The organism is Limosilactobacillus reuteri (assembly GCF_020785355.1).
Lineage (GTDB): Bacteria > Bacillota > Bacilli > Lactobacillales > Lactobacillaceae > Limosilactobacillus > Limosilactobacillus reuteri_I.
Genome location: NZ_JAJGVH010000076.1, coordinates 1 through 20058, shown reverse-complemented (window position 1 = coordinate 20058; position 20058 = coordinate 1). Strand labels below are relative to the sequence as shown.

At 35.3% G+C, this 20058-nt stretch carries 21 protein-coding genes; 5 read left to right on the top strand and 16 right to left on the bottom strand.

The annotated features are described in order from the left end of the window. Positions 1 to 32 precede the first annotated feature (32 nt). The 9 genes from rihA to LMB56_RS06825 form a co-directional block, all read right to left on the bottom strand. On the bottom strand, positions 33 to 977 hold the full coding sequence (rihA, locus tag LMB56_RS06865) for a pyrimidine-specific ribonucleoside hydrolase RihA (RefSeq protein WP_003667955.1): 945 nt from the start codon (positions 975 to 977) through the stop codon (positions 33 to 35). Next, positions 955 to 1338 carry a hypothetical protein gene (locus LMB56_RS06860; RefSeq protein ID WP_122481269.1) on the bottom strand — a complete coding sequence of 128 codons (384 nt, stop codon included), beginning with the start codon at positions 1336 to 1338 and terminating at the stop codon, positions 955 to 957. The genes rihA and LMB56_RS06860 overlap by 23 nt, the downstream gene beginning before the upstream one ends. A gap of 19 nt (positions 1339 to 1357) precedes the next feature. Beyond that, complete coding sequence (locus LMB56_RS06855) at positions 1358 to 2542, bottom strand: NupC/NupG family nucleoside CNT transporter (protein WP_229283485.1); 1185 nt, start codon at positions 2540 to 2542, stop codon at positions 1358 to 1360. Between the two features lie 24 nt (positions 2543 to 2566). Further along, positions 2567 to 3718 (bottom strand): iron-containing alcohol dehydrogenase, encoded by a 1152-nt coding sequence (locus tag LMB56_RS06850; protein WP_229283486.1) that lies wholly within the window; start codon positions 3716 to 3718, stop codon positions 2567 to 2569. 14 nt (positions 3719 to 3732) lie between these two features. Next, a complete protein-coding gene (locus LMB56_RS06845) occupies positions 3733 to 4356 on the bottom strand; it encodes a YczE/YyaS/YitT family protein (protein ID WP_122481272.1) in 624 nt (207 codons plus the stop codon). 6 nt (positions 4357 to 4362) lie between these two features. Further along, positions 4363 to 5055, bottom strand: coding sequence for a phosphoribosylanthranilate isomerase (locus LMB56_RS06840; RefSeq protein ID WP_122481273.1), 693 nt, complete (start codon positions 5053 to 5055; stop codon positions 4363 to 4365). Positions 5056 to 5067: 12 nt separating this feature from the next. Further along, positions 5068 to 6003 carry a carbohydrate kinase family protein gene (locus tag LMB56_RS06835; protein WP_122481274.1) on the bottom strand — a complete coding sequence of 312 codons (936 nt, stop codon included), beginning with the start codon at positions 6001 to 6003 and terminating at the stop codon, positions 5068 to 5070. A 152-nt stretch (positions 6004 to 6155) separates the two neighbouring features. Then, complete coding sequence (locus tag LMB56_RS06830; protein WP_122481275.1) at positions 6156 to 7226, bottom strand: PfkB family carbohydrate kinase; 1071 nt, start codon at positions 7224 to 7226, stop codon at positions 6156 to 6158. Then, positions 7226 to 7378, bottom strand: a complete 153-nt coding sequence (locus LMB56_RS06825; protein ID WP_156249899.1) for a hypothetical protein — start codon at positions 7376 to 7378, stop codon at positions 7226 to 7228. The genes LMB56_RS06830 and LMB56_RS06825 overlap by 1 nt, the downstream gene beginning before the upstream one ends. A gap of 122 nt (positions 7379 to 7500) precedes the next feature. Here LMB56_RS06825 and LMB56_RS06820 point away from each other — a divergent pair, with 122 nt between their 5' ends. Continuing rightward, entirely contained in the window at positions 7501 to 8097 is a 597-nt protein-coding gene (locus tag LMB56_RS06820) for an XTP/dITP diphosphatase (protein ID WP_122481276.1), read from the top strand. 122 nt (positions 8098 to 8219) lie between these two features. Here the strand turns inward: LMB56_RS06820 and LMB56_RS10430 are convergent, their stop codons facing one another. From LMB56_RS10430 to LMB56_RS06810, 3 genes are all read right to left on the bottom strand, one after another. Then, the gene (locus LMB56_RS10430) at positions 8220 to 8345 is read right to left on the bottom strand and encodes a hypothetical protein (protein WP_003666121.1); all 126 of its coding nucleotides are present in this window, start codon (positions 8343 to 8345) and stop codon (positions 8220 to 8222) included. 169 nt (positions 8346 to 8514) lie between these two features. After that, positions 8515 to 10782, bottom strand: coding sequence for a phospholipase D family protein (locus LMB56_RS06815; protein ID WP_122481277.1), 2268 nt, complete (start codon positions 10780 to 10782; stop codon positions 8515 to 8517). Between the two features lie 49 nt (positions 10783 to 10831). Beyond that, positions 10832 to 12490 (bottom strand): coiled-coil domain-containing protein, encoded by a 1659-nt coding sequence (locus tag LMB56_RS06810; RefSeq protein WP_229283487.1) that lies wholly within the window; start codon positions 12488 to 12490, stop codon positions 10832 to 10834. A 396-nt stretch (positions 12491 to 12886) separates the two neighbouring features. Between LMB56_RS06810 and LMB56_RS06805 the strand changes: the two genes are divergently transcribed. Further along, positions 12887 to 13126, top strand: coding sequence for a HigA family addiction module antitoxin (locus LMB56_RS06805; RefSeq protein ID WP_229283488.1), 240 nt, complete (start codon positions 12887 to 12889; stop codon positions 13124 to 13126). A 162-nt stretch (positions 13127 to 13288) separates the two neighbouring features. Here the strand turns inward: LMB56_RS06805 and LMB56_RS06800 are convergent, their stop codons facing one another. After that, positions 13289 to 13909: a hypothetical protein gene (locus LMB56_RS06800; protein WP_229283489.1), complete on the bottom strand. Its 621-nt coding sequence runs from the start codon at positions 13907 to 13909 to the stop codon at positions 13289 to 13291. 353 nt (positions 13910 to 14262) lie between these two features. Here LMB56_RS06800 and LMB56_RS06795 point away from each other — a divergent pair, with 353 nt between their 5' ends. Further along, positions 14263 to 14754 carry a DUF805 domain-containing protein gene (locus tag LMB56_RS06795; RefSeq protein ID WP_229283490.1) on the top strand — a complete coding sequence of 164 codons (492 nt, stop codon included), beginning with the start codon at positions 14263 to 14265 and terminating at the stop codon, positions 14752 to 14754. Positions 14755 to 14812: 58 nt separating this feature from the next. On the opposite strand, the gene LMB56_RS06790 is transcribed toward LMB56_RS06795, so the two are convergent. Both LMB56_RS06790 and LMB56_RS06785 read right to left on the bottom strand, forming a co-directional pair. Beyond that, entirely contained in the window at positions 14813 to 15088 is a 276-nt protein-coding gene (locus tag LMB56_RS06790) for a hypothetical protein (protein WP_003666104.1), read from the bottom strand. Positions 15089 to 15169: 81 nt separating this feature from the next. Next, entirely contained in the window at positions 15170 to 17092 is a 1923-nt protein-coding gene (locus LMB56_RS06785) for an amidase family protein (RefSeq protein ID WP_229283491.1), read from the bottom strand. A gap of 197 nt (positions 17093 to 17289) precedes the next feature. On the opposite strand from LMB56_RS06785, the gene LMB56_RS06780 reads away from it, so the two are divergent. Next, complete coding sequence (locus LMB56_RS06780; protein WP_003666102.1) at positions 17290 to 17601, top strand: hypothetical protein; 312 nt, start codon at positions 17290 to 17292, stop codon at positions 17599 to 17601. A gap of 191 nt (positions 17602 to 17792) precedes the next feature. Here LMB56_RS06780 and LMB56_RS06775 read toward each other — a convergent pair whose 3' ends face one another. Continuing rightward, the gene (locus tag LMB56_RS06775) at positions 17793 to 18326 is read right to left on the bottom strand and encodes a GNAT family N-acetyltransferase (RefSeq protein ID WP_016496894.1); all 534 of its coding nucleotides are present in this window, start codon (positions 18324 to 18326) and stop codon (positions 17793 to 17795) included. A 363-nt stretch (positions 18327 to 18689) separates the two neighbouring features. Here LMB56_RS06775 and LMB56_RS06770 point away from each other — a divergent pair, with 363 nt between their 5' ends. Then, positions 18690 to 19919 (top strand): IS110 family RNA-guided transposase, encoded by a 1230-nt coding sequence (locus LMB56_RS06770; RefSeq protein ID WP_229282092.1) that lies wholly within the window; start codon positions 18690 to 18692, stop codon positions 19917 to 19919. Positions 19920 to 20058 lie beyond the last annotated feature (139 nt).

Here is a 20058-nt window from a genome sequence, read left to right as displayed (position 1 = left end):
AACTCTTCACTTTCTTTTTGTAAACAGCAAATTTATTTCTGTGAGAAACTTTGCAGGGTATCAATGATCAATTGGATGAATTTCTCACGATCAATATCAAGGAGGACTTCAGTATTTTGGGACTTATCAGTTAACTGATAGTAGTCACAAACCGTCTCTCCCCGTGTAAGATCGCCCTGAGTTTCAACATCTACATTCATTTTGTCAGTACCGAACATGGTGGGATCAATCAACCAAGCAATCGTACATGGGTCATGGAGTGGCGCACCCTTAAAGCCCCACTTAGGATTTTCATGGTACTGTTCAAAGAAGTTTAGGAGACCGTGGAAAGCCTGGGCAACTGGATTATTGATTTGCCCGATTTGCTCAATCTCATCCTTCATAATCTGAGCTTTATGGGTCACGTTCAACGGTGCCATTACCAGAGGCAGGCCGAAGTTCATTACAATTTTAGCTGCTTCTGGATCAACAAAAATATTAAATTCGACTGATGGCCGCCAGTTACCAAGTCCCATTGCCCCACCCATGAAGACAATCTGATCAATCTTTTCTTTCGCCAAATCGGGATAGACCCGTAAGAATAAGGCCGCATTTGTCATTGGACCGGTAACTACTAAGGTAACTTTCTCATCACTTTCACGAAGAGTTTTAGCAATCAACTCAATAGCTGGAATTGGTTGAACTTTGAAATCGGGATCAGGAAGGTCCGCACCATCCAAACCTGTCTCCCCATGAACTTCCGGTGCAGTTTCAAGCGGCTCAACCAGCGGAGTTTGATTTCCCTGGGCAACTGGAATATCTTCTCGATGGAGTAAGGTTAACATCCGCATCGCATTATTTAAAGTTTTGTCTGGTGTTTGATTACCAGCAGAAGTTGTTACGGCAAGGACATCAATCTTCGGTGAAGCAACGGCCATCGTTAATGCCAATGCATCATCATGTCCGGGATCACAGTCAAGAATTATCTTTTTGGTCATTTGTTATCGGCATCCTTTCTTTGTGAATCATTAGTATAGCGGTTACATTAATTATAATACCTAATCCTGATAAAACAATTTCACATATAGTTTGAAAATTTAATAATGGTACAAGAATAAAACTTATAAAGCCAAACGTATATACAATTAATGTAAAAACTGTAAAAAATTTATAAAATCTATGCTTACCTACATACATCCATAATGTCCATAAATATAAAGCTATACAGTATATACTACGATTAATTAATTCTTTATTATCTAATTTCTCAATATCCGCATTTAGAGTACTAGAAAGAATAAATAAAACCACGGATACACAGATGAGAATAACTATTTTCTTATTAAATTTTCGCATCATAGTTATCCTTTCTTTTAAATTAGAAGTACACTCCTACAATTGTTCCAGTTAAAACAGAAGCGAGTGTAGCACCAAGTAATAATTTCATTGAAAATTTTGCTACATAACTTCCTTGTTTTTTACTAATTGCTTTAATTGAACCAGTTACAATACCTACTGTTCCAAAGTTTGCAAATGATACTAAGTAAGCTGAAATAATTGCATTGCCCTTAACAGTAAGTCCAGAAGCCATCTGCTGTAAATTCCCCATTGCAACAAATTCATTAGTAATTAACTTAGTTGCCATCAAACTACCCACTTTAACGATATCTTGATTAGGTACACCCATTAACCAAGCAATTGGTGCAAAAATATAGCCAATTAACGTTGTAAACGAGATATGAATTAATGCAACAAAAGTACTATTTAAAAACGTAACCAAGGCAACAAAACCAATTAACATTGCTGCAACAGAAATTGCTAATTTGAAGCCATCAGTAATGTAGTTTCCAAGTACCTCAAAGAATGCTTCGCGTGGTCCATGATCAATTTTTGCCAGCTCATCATTAGGATCCACATCATATGGATTAATAATACAGGAAATAATTAATGCAGAAAGAATATTTAAGAATACAGCAACAACGACGAACTTTCCTAGAATCATTTTCATATATGATGCTAGCATAGCCGCTGAAACTGCACTCATTGCAGATGCACAGATAGTATATAAACGTTGTGAATTCAACTTAGGAATTTGCTCTTTAATAGTCAAGTACACTTCAGGTTGACCAAGAATAGCAGTTGAAACTGCAAAGTAACTTTCCAATTCTCCCATATGTCCTATTTTATTTAAGGCCCATCCTGTCCACTTAATAATTAACGGCAAAATTTTTAAATAATTAAGAATTCCTACCAAAGCTGAAATGAATACAATTGGCATTAAAACATTTAGGAAAAATACACTTCCACCAGGTTTAAATGCAAAACCGCCAAATACAAAATCAACTCCTCCAGCAGCTTGTTTCATTAACCAATTAAAGAACCCAGAAATTGCTGATAAAGTTTTAATTCCCCCGGACGTATGAAGGCATAAAAACGATATTACTATTTGTAATGCAAAAAGAATTCCCATCCGTTTATACTTAATATTTTTTCTATCACTGCTTACTAGCCAGCCTACTATAAATATAAATAACAGCCCAGTAATTAAAAATACAAAGTTCATAATATCTCACCCCACATGAACCACTTAACCAAAGTTTTCTAATAACTCAGAAACATTTTCCTTTGTTAGTTTTACTGGAGTATTTCCTGCAAATCGTTCATTTACTATTTCTTCTGCATCTTTTACTAATTCATCATTACCGATCCCATAATCCGCAAAAGGATGCAATCCAATAACATTATCGCGAAAATTTTTATAAGCTTTTACAGTGATTTCTCCAATCTTTTTCGGGGACTCATTACCATTAAAATCGGCTCCTAAAATTTTACCGATCTCTTTAACTTTTTGTGGATAAATTGGAGCTACAAGTTTAAGAACTGCTGGCAATGCATATGCAACAGCTTCACCATGAACCAAATGATACTTTGAACCTAAAATATGAGCTTCAGAGTGTGCAATAATTGTTCCAGATTGGTTTAAAATCCACCCTGCTAAACAAGCTGCTACCATAACTCGCTGACGTGCTTCAATATTCTCACCGTTTTTTACAGCTTCTGGAAGATAGTTATATAGAAGATACATAACTTTCTCAGAAATAGCATCTGCAACAGGACTGCTTAATAATGATAAGTATCCTTCTGCAGCATGAGAAAATGCATCTAATCCACTTGCTATTGTTTGTCGCTTGGGAAGACTAACAGTTAATTCTGGTATCAATAGAGCATAATCACTTAGCATCTTATCTGAAAGAATCGTATTTTTCTCCTCAGTCTCTTCATCAGTTACAACTAATGCATTTGACATCTCGCTCCCAGTTCCCGCAGTAGTTGGAATACTAATAAGAGTTTTTAGATCATGAATTAAGGATTCATCCTTGACATAGTCTTCAATTTTTCCGCCATCACTTGCAACTATGTTAATTCCCTTCGCACTATCAAGAGAACTTCCACCACCAATAGCAATTACAGAATCTGCATCAAATTCTTTCATTGATTTTGCTCCCTCATTAATAATTTCTGCTGGTGGATCAGGTACTATATCTGCATATACTCTATAACTAATTTTCTTTTGTTCTAAAGTCTCAAGTAATTCTTTTACTACCGGAACTTCCAAAAGAAATTTATCCAATACAATAAATGGTCTACTTAAATCTTCTTTATTTAATAATTCTAAAATAGCGTTAGTTAGACTATGATCAACTACAACTTTTACTGGCTGTTGCATCCTAATTTTCATAAATATCGCACCCTTTATAAATTAAATAACTTTTTAAATTTTCTACTTAAATATTGAATCGTAGGTCCCGTTGTACAAACTGTAATCAATGTAATAACACCAAATTTTCCACCAAGTAGTATCCCAATAAAAATAAGAACCACATCAAAAGTTATTTTGCTTCTTCTCAGACTCCAACCCGTATGGTCCTGCAAAGTAAGCATAAAACCGCTAAAAGGATCAACACCAATATCAGCACAAATAAATAAACTAATTCCAATATAATAAAGAGAAATTCCTATTATCCCACCAAATATTCTCATTAATTGAGTATTTGCTGGAAATAACCTTAAATACAGGTGAGAACCAACAAGTACAAAGAATCCATATGGAATCAAATACATTAAAGAACCGATATTAGCATAATGACGGCCGATGAGAAAAAGTAAGATAAGTAATCCAATATTAATAAAATTTGATACCATCCCTAAATTAATTTTAGGAACTCCAAATGTTACGCGAATACCATCATAAATAATGCCAACAGGGTCATTACCTAAGTTTGTATTATTATTAAAAGCCACTCCAATACATACAAGAAATATACCTATCATTGCTAGAATGATTTTTTTGATAGTAAACCGCTCTTGTAATTGCATAATGACTTATAGCCCAAGTTCAGCAGCTGCTTTATCTGCTTCCTCACAAAAAGCTTTAACTTTAGGTATATCTTTTTCCATATTTCCATGATCGTATTTAATACTTGTTTTAGTTAAAGAATCCACTCCATAAGGTCGAATTTTTTTGATTGCTTCAGCGACATTATCTGGTCCCAATCCTCCTGCTTCAACAACCTTTGCATTTACTTCTTTAACAATTTGTGCATCAATATTCCAATCATGAGTTTCACCAGATGCACCTATTCCAGTATCTGCTGCTAATCCTGAATCCAATAAAATGTAGTCAACAAAAGGATCTACCTTTTTTGCACGTTCAATAGCTGACTTATTATCAACAAGAACTGCCTGCATAAGTTCTGTTTCTGGTGCTAATTCTTTAAGCCGCTTTGCGAAATCTTCATCCGCTGTATATTCATCTCCTGCAATGTGAAGAATTTCAGGTTGGAGACGATGAGCTAAATCCAGCATTTCTTCAGGATCATTTGTTAGCATTATCAGTACCATTTTCACGCCACGTTTAAGACATTCTTCGTGAATTTGGTCAACACGATACAATGGAACACGATGAGCCGGTACACCGCCTTTCTGCATGGGAACCAATCCAATATTATCTGCTCCTGCTTCCATTGTCTTAATAGCTTCGTCTAATTGAATAATTGAATATAATTGTTTTATCATGATTATTTCCTCCTAATAATTTAATGCTTTCGCTGCCTCTAATTTTTCTTCAACCTGTTGCGGTGTAATATCTGGGACTGATTTTTCACTTTCCAATGCAATACTTGCAGCTGCCTGTGTATTAAGACAAATTTCTTTCAAATCATTTATTCCTTGATATCTACACCATGCAATTGTTGCAGTACTACAATCACCAGCACCATTTGCATTTACTATATTGGTAGTCAAAGTACCAACATGAACCATGTCTTCTTCATTTGCTGCAAGAATGCCATTAGATCCTAAAGAAATAAAAACATTTTTAACACCTAACTGAATTAATTTTCTTGCTGCTAATTCAACATCAGAATCATCTTTAATCTTTATTCCTGTTAAAAGTTCTGCTTCTAATTTATTAGGTTTTAACGTATCAATTTTCGAAAGAATTGGTTTGATTCGCTCTGCCTTACTTACTGAAACTGGATCAACAAAAATAGGAACTTGGAGATTATCCCCTAACCATTTAATAGCTTCTGTAGATAAATTAGCGTCAATCATAACTAGCTCAGCGTTATTCATAAAATTAAGTCGAGAATTTAAGAATTCGGGTGTGATATTTTCACAAATTTTCATATCATTTATTCCAACTAGCATATCTCCAGTTTCATCTGTTATATACATGTATCCAGAAGACCTTTGCCCTTTTTCTTCCATTGCATAGTCTAAATTAATATTATTTTTGTCACATTCTTGTTTCATAACAGCTCCATTCATATCATCACCATAAACAGTAATTAAATAAGTAGGAACATGTAGATGTGCAAGATTCTGTGCAATATTTTGTCCAACTCCTCCAACTGCTAAACCAATCTGGCCGATGTTTGAATCACGTGGAATGATTTTTTTATTTGGCATTCCAAATATATCCATATTCATACCACCGACGACAACAACATAAGGTTTTTTCATTTTATTCACCCTCTCATTTTAAACTTACGTTTAATCAATTAAACTTTTGACGCCTTTAAAATAACACCTCGTGAAAGCGTTGTCAATAATGTGTAAAAAAAAGACCAGTAGATTAACTACTGACCTTTTTTGAAAAACTATCATTTTGCTATTTAGTTAATAAGCTCTCGTACCCTATTACTTACGCTTTCGGTTGACTGCATAGTTAATTCACCAACTTTTACTATAAAATCTGCGCTTTTTTCAGTTGGAGTATTTCGTAATTTAGTATATGCTACTGCTGCCGCCATAGATGCACCAATTCCATTAGTATTTTGAACTTTAATATCTTTAGAATATAATTTTGTCTTTTGAAATTCATCTGTTATTGCAAACAATCCCAAATCATCAATGTACAAATAAATATTAGCATTGAACAACTTCCGTAACTTTTTTGCACATTCTTTTGCTTCCTCTAAACTTGCTATTTGTTGCTTAGTAATTATCGATGCTTCAATTCCATTTATAACTAAAGAATTTAAATTAACATTCTTCTGCAATAAATTAGTTGCTTTATTTACTGAAACAGCTTTTGCAATCATCGGTACTTTTACATTGTCATAAAGCCATTTAATAGTATTTGAAGGAATATTTGAATCAAAAATAACAAGATTACTTGCATTTATTCCTGGTAATCGGGATTTTAAGAATTCGGGTGTAATATAACGATTTATGTCCATATCGTCAACCCCAATAAGACGATCACCAGTTTGGTCATTTATGTATATGTAATTAGAGGTTTCCTCATTCATAATTTGTTTTGCATATGAAATGTTTATTTCTCGCTTTGCAGAATCCTGTTTGAAAATTTCACCATTAGTATCATTTCCAAATACTGTAATTAAATTTGTATTTATTCCCAGTTCTGTTAAATTAGCAGCTATATTTCGGCCAATTCCTCCCAATTGGATTTTTACATGACCAGAATTAGAACCTTTTAATACAACGTCTCTTTCACGAATGATGCCATAAATATCCATATTTACCGCACCAATTACAGTTACATATTCTTTTCTCGGTAAAACATAACCTTTTCCACTTATTAACCCTTCTTTAATCAATCGTGAAATATGAGAAGCAACTCCCGGTCTTGTAATCCCCAAAATATTAGCTAATTCCTTCTGTGTAATCATTGGGTTTTGCTGAATTAAATCTAATATCTGTTGTTCACGTTCAGTTGGCATTATTTATTTGTCAGTTCTTTCTTTTTTAAATTTATGAGTTTTTCAATCTTATTTAACTCTTTTAAATTAGCTCTTGAAATTGCTACTTTTATTGCAGCATTTATTTGTTCTTGTTCAATTTCTTTAGTTTGTTTTTCAATAATCTCTAACAATTTACTCGCTCCTTAACGCTTTTAATTATAAGTAATTATTTAAAGTAAATTCAATCAATACTTTTTTATTTATTTAAACTATTGTAATATATTAATAAACAATTGTTTAAAGGGTGATTTAAATGAATAAACTAGTTATTGCTACTAATAATGTAGGCAAGGTAAAAGAATACAAAACTTTTCTCACTCCTCTTGGTTTTGAAATAGCTACTTTAAAAGACTTTCCGCCAATTAAAATTGAAGAAAACGGAACTACATTTGAAGAAAATGCAACTATTAAAGCAAGCACTGTTATGATGGAGTTAGGTCTACCAGTACTAGCAGATGATTCTGGTTTAGTTGTTGATGCTCTCAATGACGAACCAGGCATTCATTCTGCTAGATACGCAGGTGATCATAATGACGTTGCTAATCGTAAAAAGCTCTTAACCAAACTTCAAAATATTCCTTATGAAAAACGTACTGCGCATTTTCACACAACAATAGTAGCAATCAAACCAAACGGACAAAAATTAATTGCTAATGGCAGGGTTAATGGACATATTCTTAATACCGAAAGAGGATCTAATGGATTTGGCTACGATCCTCTATTTTACGTTGATGCTCTAGGCTGCTCAATGGCTGAATTGTCTCCTAATCAAAAGAATAAAATTAGTCATCGAGGCAACGCTCTCAAATCATTTATAAAGAACTTTGATAAATGGTGGTATTCAAAATAGTTTTATAATAAGGACTTCTTTTTATTACTGACTGTAACAAAAGAAAAGTCCTTATTATATTTTAAACTATCCATAATAAAAGGACCACCTAATCGTGATCCTTTTCAATATAAGTTATAATTTTACGCTTTCTTTACTAAATAAATTGGTAAAGCAATAGCGCCAGCTAAAAGGGCTAAAATAGTAAACTTCTTCTTTGAATGCTTCTTAGGTTGTGTAGTTTTGTTTTCAGTTTTATTTTTCTTCATAAGAATCTACTCCTTTGTTCAAAAACCTATCACTACCTACACTCTTATTTTAGCCCCATTTTGCCTTTACGTAAAAATATATGGGCCAGGTAATTAAAGCAATTATAAATAACCAAACAATTATCTTTTGAAATAGGTTAAGTTTCCAAATATGTTTCATAAGTTCACCTTATTTCTTTTTAAGCCAGCTAAATATCCCGTGGCGATGCGCTTGCTTTTCTTGTGCCTCTGTTAATCGGGTAAGCAATTCAGTCATTTTTGCATCAGTATTTACCTTTTGAGCGTCACGAGCTACCTCGCTGCTATTATACTTTTGCTGAAGGGTATCACTGTTAAGCCACCGATCAAAATTAGCAACATCGACAATAAAACCGGTACTAGTATACTGATAACTAATCCGATACTTTCGCGGCAGGTATTGAAAGTACCGTTCCATCATCATTGACCCATTATTTCGCGCCGTACTATCTGAAACCTTATTAAAAAGCTGCTTATTAATTTGCGCTTTTAACTGACCATCCTGCTGAATAAACGTTAGATCAGCACCGACTTCCGCCTGGTTAATCAGCATTGTCCAATCATTCCGCCCGACAAAGAGTGAATAGTCATAATTATCGTCAAAGTAGTCTTTAACAAGCTCAAACATCCCAAATTGGTCCATCGCTTGTTTCAAGACATATTTGATTGGATAAAGGTAATCCCTTTCAATCTTTTGTTCTGTCTCTGGTGACACATCATTGAAGAATTTTGCGAGTTCAACTTGGCAATAACGATAAAGTTGATCGTTAGCGCGCTCAAGCAAGTCATTTAGTTTAGCTTCTCGTTCATCCTCATCCCCAGCAAAAGTTGATTCAAAGCTGAGGTACCATAAACGACGCATAATTTCCGGCTTAAGGGAAAATTGCGATTTACTGTCACCCTCACGACGATTCATCGTAAAAATAAATGATGGGAGTGGCTGAGTTAAACTACGATTATTAGTAATTTCTTTAATGAAGCGATCAAAATAAGGTCGCGTCGTTAAGTCGGGGCTAATATCATCAATCATCATCGGATTAACGGGCCCAGCACTATACATATAATCGCTTAAAACCGTTGTAATAGTCATATTGATATTGGATTTCCCTAATGCATAATTTTTAGCATCAAAAACACCGCCATCAAGGAAGTTACCACTCCCTGTTAGCTTGGCTGCTAGCCGCTTGCCCAACGTCGATTTACCTGTTCGTCCCTGACCAATCAAGGCTACTCCGAGGGGAACATCTTCGCGCGATTTACTGCTTGGCGATAATTCATACATATTACGGATTTTCCATAGCCAGGGCGCTTCAAATAGGAAACACATGAAATCACATGCCTGCCATCCCTCGCCGACTTCTTTGTAATTATCGTACTCATGGGCAATATCACTAAATAGTTGCAGCTGTTCACGGAGACGGTCACCCGTTAAATTCGATGTTATTAATTCCGACTTTACATTATCGCCAACACGGGGCGCTTCAAATAATTGACCATTGTTATAAAACAAGACGGGCTTAGGATAGAGATCTTCTTCACGGGTAATCTTTCCTGAGTTATCATCGTTTCGAGACACATGTTTAACTACTTGAGTAAGGCTGTAGAGTTCTTTTCCGATATTTTCGAGGTTGCGTTTCTTATAGCCAGCATTACCAAAGAGCTTGACAGTTTGGGCGACACTCAATTTTTCTGGAGCTGATAGTTTCTTTAATTCCTCGTCAGAACTATACTGATCCTTATATTCTTTTACTTCTTCTGCCGGGATAATCACTGCATCCTGGTCACCGGTATCCTTGTTTTTCACCATATTCACCGTATCGGTATAGACATTAATCTGAAGTTGCTCTTTATTTTTCGCCTTAATGAACCCGGCCATTTTCTTTGCGTCCAGATAGGTAGTCGCATGGCGAAGGTTATCGTTGAACATCTGGACATGGCATTGATAAAGCGGATCAGTTTGCATTCCATAGTCACTGTCGAGTTGTTCTAAATTATGATGAATTGCTGCTTCGGTTAAATTCATCGAACCGGCAAATGAGAGATACCGGTCGTCACTTGTCATTAAATACATTTTGGTATGAATTAATTCTTGCTTAGTGAATAAAAGTTGCAAGCTACCGTCTAAAATTCGCTTTGTAAATTCACTATCAGGGTGTTCATAACCATAATTGACAAATTCAGTCCGGTCATTTAACTGCCTCATCCGTTTGCCAATTGATTCTTTTCCATTATCGCTTAAGCCGAGGATCAAAGTGACCTTATCATAGCGCGGTAATAGTTGCTCCTCAATAAACTTAATTGAGGAAACAAATGAAACACCCCTAAATTCAGTCGGCTTTTCAAGATGTTCACCCGCAAATTGCCAAAAATCGGCATCAGAAATTAATTCTTGTTTAGTGTAATCCAGGATATCTAACATGTGACTCGCCTCCTTTTTTGATTAATATACTCAATATATCATAAGAACTTTATTTTTCAGAATTCATATACAAATAGTTTAATCGTCGTACACCTTCATTTGCATCAGCACGATAAAAATACTCGACTTTATTATCAAATTCTGGATGTTGCTTTAAATAATTAGTCAGTGAATGAGGAACCGATCCTAACAAAACAAAAACATAGTCTGCTGCCTGAATCTTCTTATAAATTAATGGGAGAGACTCTTCATACGCATCCATTACTGATAAGTTAACATACTTACGTAATTGTGTAACCATAAAGTCAATTTTCTTGTTGCCAATTAACAATAAATTCTTGGAATAAAGCCATGCAATTTTATCAGGATTAATAATTGTAACCTTTTCTTTAACTGGTTTTCTTTCTGAATTGGCCGTTTTACAGTTGATTACTTTGGGAGCTCTAACAGTGTTTCCAATGATTTTACCCATAATAACCTTCGGAACTGGCTGCGCCGACTTTTTCGATTCTTTAGGTCGCTCACATAATAATTTACTTAATTTTATCGTTCCCTTAGTTGCTACGAGGCGGTTAGGTTGAAATGAACCATAGTCGCTTAAATAACGAAATAGTTTATTTACCCAGGGTAACGTATTTACCAATTGATAGTGTGTTCCGCCTACTCGTTGTGCTTTAATTGCAACCCCATCTTGTAAATCTTCTGCCATTCGTTTAGTAATTGAATTATCTTGAAGTGGTTTGAGTCCTTGTCCATCCTGATCCCCAATATAAGCCTGACCATCCTTCTCATAATAGTAACCATACATAAACGGTGAATCATGTTTTACGGTTGCCTCCTTAAACGTCATAATCACGCGTTCAAGAAGTGGTGCCAGCTGAGCATACTGCTGAACTGTTTTTTCATTCAACTGGTCAAACATAATATGAAAAGCGTTGCTGAGCCGATCACCATTTACATACCGATTACGCATTCGTTCGTTTTCCAACTCAAAGTCCCGCAATTTTTGGCGAAATTCTCGTTTATCCCTTCTTGAAGTTTTAAATTGTTCTTGGTAGCTTTTTTGCAACTTTTTTAATTGGCTTTCTAACTGGTTGCATTGATGTTTTACCTTATCATATTGCTGAGCCTTTGATTTAAACGAGGCTGTCTTTCTTTCGACAATATTTAGAACTTGAAGGAGCAAAATTTGGAAGCTGATCATCTCCCGGTATTCACTTTGCAGTTGGAGCCGTGCTGATCTGCCAGTAAAAGGATCTATTTCTAGTAAATCAAATATTTTTAACCAACTTGAAATTTCAGAATACTCAACCATTAATTTAGCAGCTGTTTGATCGTTATAAAGTTGACTATCCTTAATTGATTTTTCCTGGTCTCGTAACTGTTGACGAAGAATTCGATTGTCATTTTTTAATTGTCGTATCAGCTGTTTATTTTGCTGCTCTGCTTGTTTATTTTTGGCAATTAGGCGCTGGCGTTCTTGCTCAAGTTTATTGATTTGCTGGCGTAACTTTTGAATTTCTTTATTAGGATAGTTTGGTTTGATAGCTTTTTTCGGAGATGTAGCTGTCCTTTGGTGCTTTTCATACTTTTTAATTAATTCTTGCTTTCGTGTCTTATTATTTTTTGAATGTTCCATCGATTGCTTCTTTGCTTGGTTAATCATCGCTTTATTCATGAAAACATTCATCCGAATTCCCCGTGACATTCCGTGCCTCCCATTGATTATTTCTACGCATATTTGGTACCAATTTCATTATATCAAACAAACGTTCGGCAAAGAAGTACAAAATAAAAGAACCACCCGCAAGTGATTCTTCGGATAAAAATTAGTTTTTCTTTGCCAGCTTATATAGCAAGTACATTGGCCAAATTAAGGCTCCTGCGACAAGTGTTAATAAAACAATCTTTTGGTTCTTTGATAAGTTATGACATGGACACTTCATATTTAATCGCCTCTTTGCTGATCAGTTAAGTTAATTATAACGCATTTGGGCGATAATGTAAGGAAGCGATTTCAGGTTTAAAGAATTTATAAAGTAGTAGTGTTTTAATTTAAGATATAATTAAAATAGATTATTTTATAGGCTTAGGAGATAGTAAAATGACGAAAATTCCACTACCAACCATTGGCGAAATTTTACAAGAAGAATTTATAATTCCACTGGGTATATCACCAGTAGCTTTATCAAAGAAAACTACTATTTCTTTAGAGCAAATTGACCATATTCTGCATAATAAGTTAGTAATTAATGCGGATATTTCGCAACAGATAGGACAAGTGTTTCGTGTCTCTGACAATTATTTCTTGAAGTTGCAAAAAGATATTAATGAAAGAAAGTAGTTGAACTATAGATTAGTTAAAAAAACTAGTGTATATCACATGATCTTAAAGTTAAAATTTATACACTATTATTTTTAAGCAGCCTAACTTTATTCATATTGAAACATTACACTTAAACATATACAGTATTCTCAATTTTACTTTTTCATACTATTTCTGCAATCATTGATCTGTAGTAACAGTATAGCGATCCGGATCCGTGTATATTGTTCCTCCATATTCAATTCCATTAGGATTACCTTGATATGTTTTTTCAACATAAACAGTTTTTCCATTATAAGTAAACGATCCTTGACCACCATCATCTATATTGTCTTGTACATTATTATAAAAATCTTGAACATTTTCACTATCATCTATAATCCCAGCCTGCTTTGCCATGCGATATTCAGCATTCATACCTTCTGAAACTTCACCATGATTTTTACGGTCAGTATTTTTATTACTACTAATTACTGCTCCAGCTTCTTCTACTTCATTTGTACTAGAAGCGCTACTAGAATCATCATTTATCTCTTCATCTACTTGATGATCCTGCTTTTTACTTGACTTGGAACTTGTTAAGTTCACCATTTCTCTACTATTTGATTTTTTAGTGTATTGTGGCGAACTGTTTGAATAAATTAATATTCCTAGGCTTAGAATTAATACAATAATCGCTAATCCTAAAAAAGAATTAATTACTTTATCAAATTTCGACATCTTTGACCATCTATGAAGCAAAGTGTCTAAAGCTTTTTTATTATCTTTGCTTTTATGTTTACCATGATAATCCGATCTCATTTCACTTACATCCTTAAATAGTTATAGTTTTAGTAATTCTCACAGAATATAATTCTTTATTTTTTATATATTGAGAATCTATTCTTACTTTTAATGTTTACAATACCATATTTTACTAAAGTTCTTAATAAAAGATTTGAATTATCGACTGATTCAGCTCTTACATTAACTCCATTTCCAGCAATTACCATTTCTCCATGACAGGTTATTCAAATAAAAAATAGAAATTACTTTTTAAAATAAATATTATTCTTCTAGAAGACTATGATTTCTCCTCCCCCAAATCATAAGTCAATCTACATCCCCGCAAAAATGCTATAATCAAAGCAAACCTATCAAAGGAGGAGAATTGTATGTTTGAAGCTTACAAATACTACTGGCAAAACGCCTTTAAGTACCGGGCTACTTCAACGCGGGCGGATTTTTGGTGGCCCGTATTAGTTAATTTCATCATTTTTGTTATTTTATATTTCTTACTAGCAATCGCTGGTTTTGCTTCTGTCACTTCGATTATGAATGGCTATAATCGTGGCGTTGGATTCTTAATTTTCTTGCTCTTCGTTATTGCAGTATTCGCTATTGCTATTATTATTCCCGGAATTGCTATCTGTGTCCGGCGGGTTCGTGATACCGGTTTGACTGGCTGGACTGTCTTAGTTTTCTGGTTACTTTCCCTTATTTTTACAAGTAACGATAGTGCGGTGATGGAAACTATTTCCTCAGTCATTGATATAATCTTCTTAGTGATTCTTTGCTTGCCAACTGGTTACGTCAATAAACAAGGTTGGTGGAGTGCTAACTACGACAACGATGTTAATGTTTTATCCCTACGAAACAATAATTAAATTAAAAGAGCTGGTGCCTCGAATGCAGCATCAGCTCTTTTAATTTAGTCAATTTTAATTATCCCTTGTAAATAGGTTGATATGAACCCCGCAAAGTGATCTTATCAAGTCCGTTATCGAGGTTGTACTTGTCGTCGCTAAGCTTCTTTTCTCGGTAACCTGCCCGTGAAAAAGCTTCGACTAAGCGCGCCATAAATTCTTGACCACCTTCTGCAGTTTCATAAATCATGTGGTCAATGTATTGTGGCATATTGGTACTCTTCCGCAATAAAGTGATTAAGTACACCTGCTTATCAGTCTTGTTAATTTCTGAGGTATTTTGCATCAATGACATATCTATTTCCTCCTATTCAATTCAAGAATTCTCTTCCTACTCATATTATAAATTATGTACAGGATTAGTCAAAACTGTTTATCAAAATTTTCGCTTGTTTTGATAAACACTTATCAGACTTAATGGGAATAAGGCTAGTCCAAGCAAAACTAACCTATCATTATTACTTGCGCCTGTTTGTGGTAATTGCTTTTCATTTGTCGATTGTAATTTCCTAGCATTCACTTGTTGCGAAGTTTTTACTGCATCTTTCGGACTAACATCATCTGAAAAATTAAGTTTACTTGGAGTAGTTTGAAATTCATAAACTGATTTTTTGCCTAAATTGTGTACAACAACTTTTGATATATTTACTGCGTCTTCATTTTGTGGCTCACTAGGCTGGGTATCATTGTTTAACTTTTGGTAATCACTTAGGAAGATTAGTTTACCTTTCTCTTCAAATAATTTCCCTAACGCTAATAAAATCAGGTCACTGCCTTTTTCTCCTTCTAACTGAATCCCTAATGGCAATCTTTGTGCGTTAACATAGGTTGGCAAACTTAACGCCGGTTCTCCCGCTAAATTAGCTAATTGCGTAAATGGCGTTTTACTTAATCCATGATACCAAGCATTGTAAATAACATCCATTTGTTGATCAAAAGGCATCTTGGCCATTTGCAAAATTTTAGCAACATCTGCTGGTAAAAATGCTGGATCAGAATTTAATGGTGCAACCGTTGCGGTAGTTGGCGTTAAATAAATCGGATATTCTTCATGAAAACTCTTCATCTGAGCAGCAACTAACGCTAATTCATTATTGTAAGTTTGCTTTATTTCTTTGGGTGCTTTTTTACTAGCTTCATACAACGCATATGTCATCGGACTAACCAAATGCTCTGTGACATCGCTAGCCTGCAGATTACGGTGCAGTTTTTGCTGAGCCAGATAATTAGCAACTGTTCCGTCACTCAAAGCCCCTAAATAATAAGCACGCATCAGCTTTACCCCATCAACCGGACTATCCTTTTCGACTACTTGAAAGCCCTGTTGCCGTAAGAAGGTTACTGCATTTAAAACAGCTGCTTTTGCGTCCGCACTAACAACAGAACCTACTGGCGATTTTAATGAATATGCAATTTTTAGGTCTTGGAGCTTAAGCGGAAATTCCTTCAATAATGATTTACGCTTTGGATCTAGTAAGCCCTCAAATAACTTGATCGTGTCATCAATTCGCCGCGTTTCCGCAAAGTTAACCACTGAAGGCGTTAATGAATCCCCAAGAATAATTCCCTGAGTAGGTTTTAATCCAATTACACCTGACCACGAAGCAGGAATTCTTAAGGAACCACCAGCATCATTTCCGGTTGCAAGCGGTACCATTCCAGCAGCCACACTTGCCGCCGCTCCACCAGAAGATCCGCCAGCATTTCGCGTGAGGTCCCATGGATTATGCGCTGGCCCATATAAATTGGAATCTGTAACATTAATTAATCCTAACTCAGGATAATTTGTTTCACCAACAATTACAAATCCCATTTTCTGCAACTTTGCCACAAAATTTTTAGTATAACCATAACGATTATCTTCCATATACGGAAGTCCATTCGTATTCGGATATCCTTTATATGCTTGGCCTAACCCTTTAATTAGAATTGGCACTCCGTAAAAAGGCTGCTCTGAAGTAGTGTTTGTATCTGGCAAAGCATTTACCTGTTGCCGTGCATTTACTGGATCTTGATAAATCACACTATTAAGATCCTTATTTTCCGCTATTTTTTGATATGTATCATTAACTAGCTGCTGACTATCGATTTGTTGATTCTTAACTTGTTGTGCAATTGCAAGGGCTGATTGATCCTCATCATTTTTAATCGTTTTTGAACTTTGAGCATCAACTTTAACATCAGTTTGAGTGTTATCCTGCATTATCACTGATGCATGAGTGGGAGTAGGATGAGATAAGCTAAGCCCTAATGGAATTGCTAAGCAAAGAATAAACCCTAATTTCAGATGCTTTTTCATTACAAATCCTCCAATTTTGGATATTATATTTAAATTATACGCCATTTGAATCCGTTTTCGTAAAAGAAATAAAAAAAGCATCTAAAGTCACTTCTAACTAATCATGGCATAGTTTGATTTTTTGACTATCTAAATTGCTTCTCTTGCCCAAGAGTTCTAAAATTAGAGATAAATTGAAAGATAAGGGGCTCTTATTTATGATGAACATTTTATTAATCATCTTAACAGCAATTTTTATTATCGAAAGTATTTTTGAAGTTCGTTATTTTTACCAAATTCGGACCATTTTTAACCAATCCGGCCGTATTGAACCTACTAAACGAGTTCAGCGAATCGTTACAATTGAAACTCAGTGGTCATGGATTTCATGGATCTTTTTACTCTTACTGTTCGTTTTACCAGACATGTATACCGCTATTCTCATCTGTGTCATTACCCTTATTGAAACCTGGGTAGTCTACGAACTTTACAACGCTCGCGAATACGCTAAGAAAATTAATGAAAAATAGTGAAATTAAAGGGACTATGACATAAGTTAAGTTACTTTCAGAAAAAAACAAATAGCGCAGTACAACAATGGCCTCCAACGCTCGGCAAAAAAGCCGAACATTGGAGGCCTATTGTTGCTTGCGGGGGCTTCCAGAGGCTAGCTTCGCGTCGAAAAACGAAGTCACGAGTGACTTCTGTCTCGCTCCCTTTTTTATGCTACACGCACTTTTGTTAACAGTTCATAAACATAAGACAACTCACTTGGACGAAAAGCTCCATGGAGGGTCCCTACCTTTTTAAAGCCGCTCTTAGTTGCGATCCGTTGCATTGCCATATTATTTTCATTTGTACTTAAACGAATTGATTTGATCTCTGGACGTTCAGTTTCCAAATATTCAATCAAACTCAAAAATAATTTGGATGCATATCCTTTTCCTGCATGTCGTGAATGAATAGCTACGCGGTGGATTACAACATAATTTTCAGTATTAATTAGCCATTCCCCGTTGAGTTTATCATAAAAATGATCCGGTGCTTCAACAATTGCTAACGTGCCAACTGTTTGTCCATCATCTGCTTTAACGATATAAGCATAGCCATTCTCAATGTCTTCTTTTACATGGGTAACGTTCGGATAATCCCCCTGCCATTGATCAACGCCCCGCTCAGCTAACTGGTTACGTCCATCACGTAAAATATCTACTACTACATCTAAATCTGCCATTGTTGCTTTCCGGATTTTCATTGTAATCCCTCCTCGTATTCTATAAATATATCCTTACGGATTTTGCTACATTACAACTTGTTTTCTGGTCACCGCATGATAACCTCTAATTATCATTGGCTTTGGTCAACTGGTATAGGTTAATACCTCCTGTAGTTTTTAACTACTTATGAAGTCTGCCGCCCAGCCAATCTACTGATTTTCGAACTCACATGCTGTATCGATTAGATAGTTTACTAATTCAGAGTAGGATTAGGTGCAGCTTTAACTCTCTAACCAATGAATACTGATACTTGCGAGGATGTTTTTAGTGATTGTAATTAGGGGCTATCATGCAGTGATCAGATTAAGACCAGTAAATTTTAATGAAAGGAGGCCATTCCAATGAAACTTTTTGTCGGTATTGACGTTAGCTCAAAAGATTTAGTAACTTCAATGATTTCTGAAGAAACAACTGAAGTTGTTTTCCATGGTAACTTTGTTAATGATTTGAAAGGCGCAACAGAATTAAAAAACATGATTATCGATACGGCGAATTCAAATCATCTCGACCAAGTTGTGATTGGCATGGAAGCCACTTCCATTTACAGCTTTCACCCAGCAATGTTTTTCCAAGAAGACTCGGACCTTAAAAAGTTCAATACACAATCCGTGGTTATCGATCCTAAGAAAACTAAGCGCTATCATGATGTCTTCGCTGAAGATAAAAATGATCAAATCGACGCTTTTTACATTGCTGACTTCCTACGTGTTGGACGCTATTCAGTAGGGATTGTTCGTCAAGAGAACTACATTGCCCTGCAACGCTTAACGCGTTCCCGATATGAGCTTGTTCAAAGCTTAGCTCGGGCTAAGCAACACTTTATTGAGAACCTATACTACAAGCTCAATAAATTAGTAATTTCTGATGAACTGAATACTTCTATCTTTGGTTCAACGATGATGAGTCTGCTAACTGAAGATATGACTACTGATGACTTACTTAATCTTTCGATTACTGATTTAGCCGATTATCTGAATGAACACGGCCGGGGTCGCTTCGCGAACCCTGAAGCCTTGGCGAAAATAATTCAAAAGGCAGTTCGTGCTTCTTATCGTTTAGACAAAGTAATTGCTAATTCAGTTGATACAGTTCTCTCCGTTTATGCCGAGGAAATTAAAGCTTTTCAGAAGATGATTAAAGACCTCGACAAAGCAATTGAGAAAGTAGTTCAAGTAACTGATGAAGAACAGATTTTGCGCTCCATTCCCGGAATTGGACCAGTATACGCTGCTGGTATTTTAGCTGAAATTGGTCAAATCGAACGATTTGATAATGAAGCTAAATTGGCTAAATATGCTGGGCTTTCCTGGCGAGAAAAGCAGTCCGGAGCTTACGCTAGTGATAATACTCCGCTCAAGAGAACTGGTAATGCTTATCTTAGATACTATTTGGTTGAAGCTGCCAACAGAGTTAGAATCCAAGATCCAGTTTTTGGTGAATATTATCGGCGTAAATATCAAGAAGTAAAGCATACCCCATCAAAACGCGCTCTCGTCCTTACCGCACGTAAACTTATTAGGGTGATTTTCTTCCTACTCAAAAATCATCAAATCTATCAGGAAAAGAGGTAATTGGTATAGGAAGATAAACTGATTCTCGACGCTTAGCTTTTAAAACACCTTGGGATCAAGGCTTATTTAAGTGCGTCAAAAATCTGGTCAAAACAAGTTTGTCAGTGATAATTTTATCTTGACTTATTACCACATGACT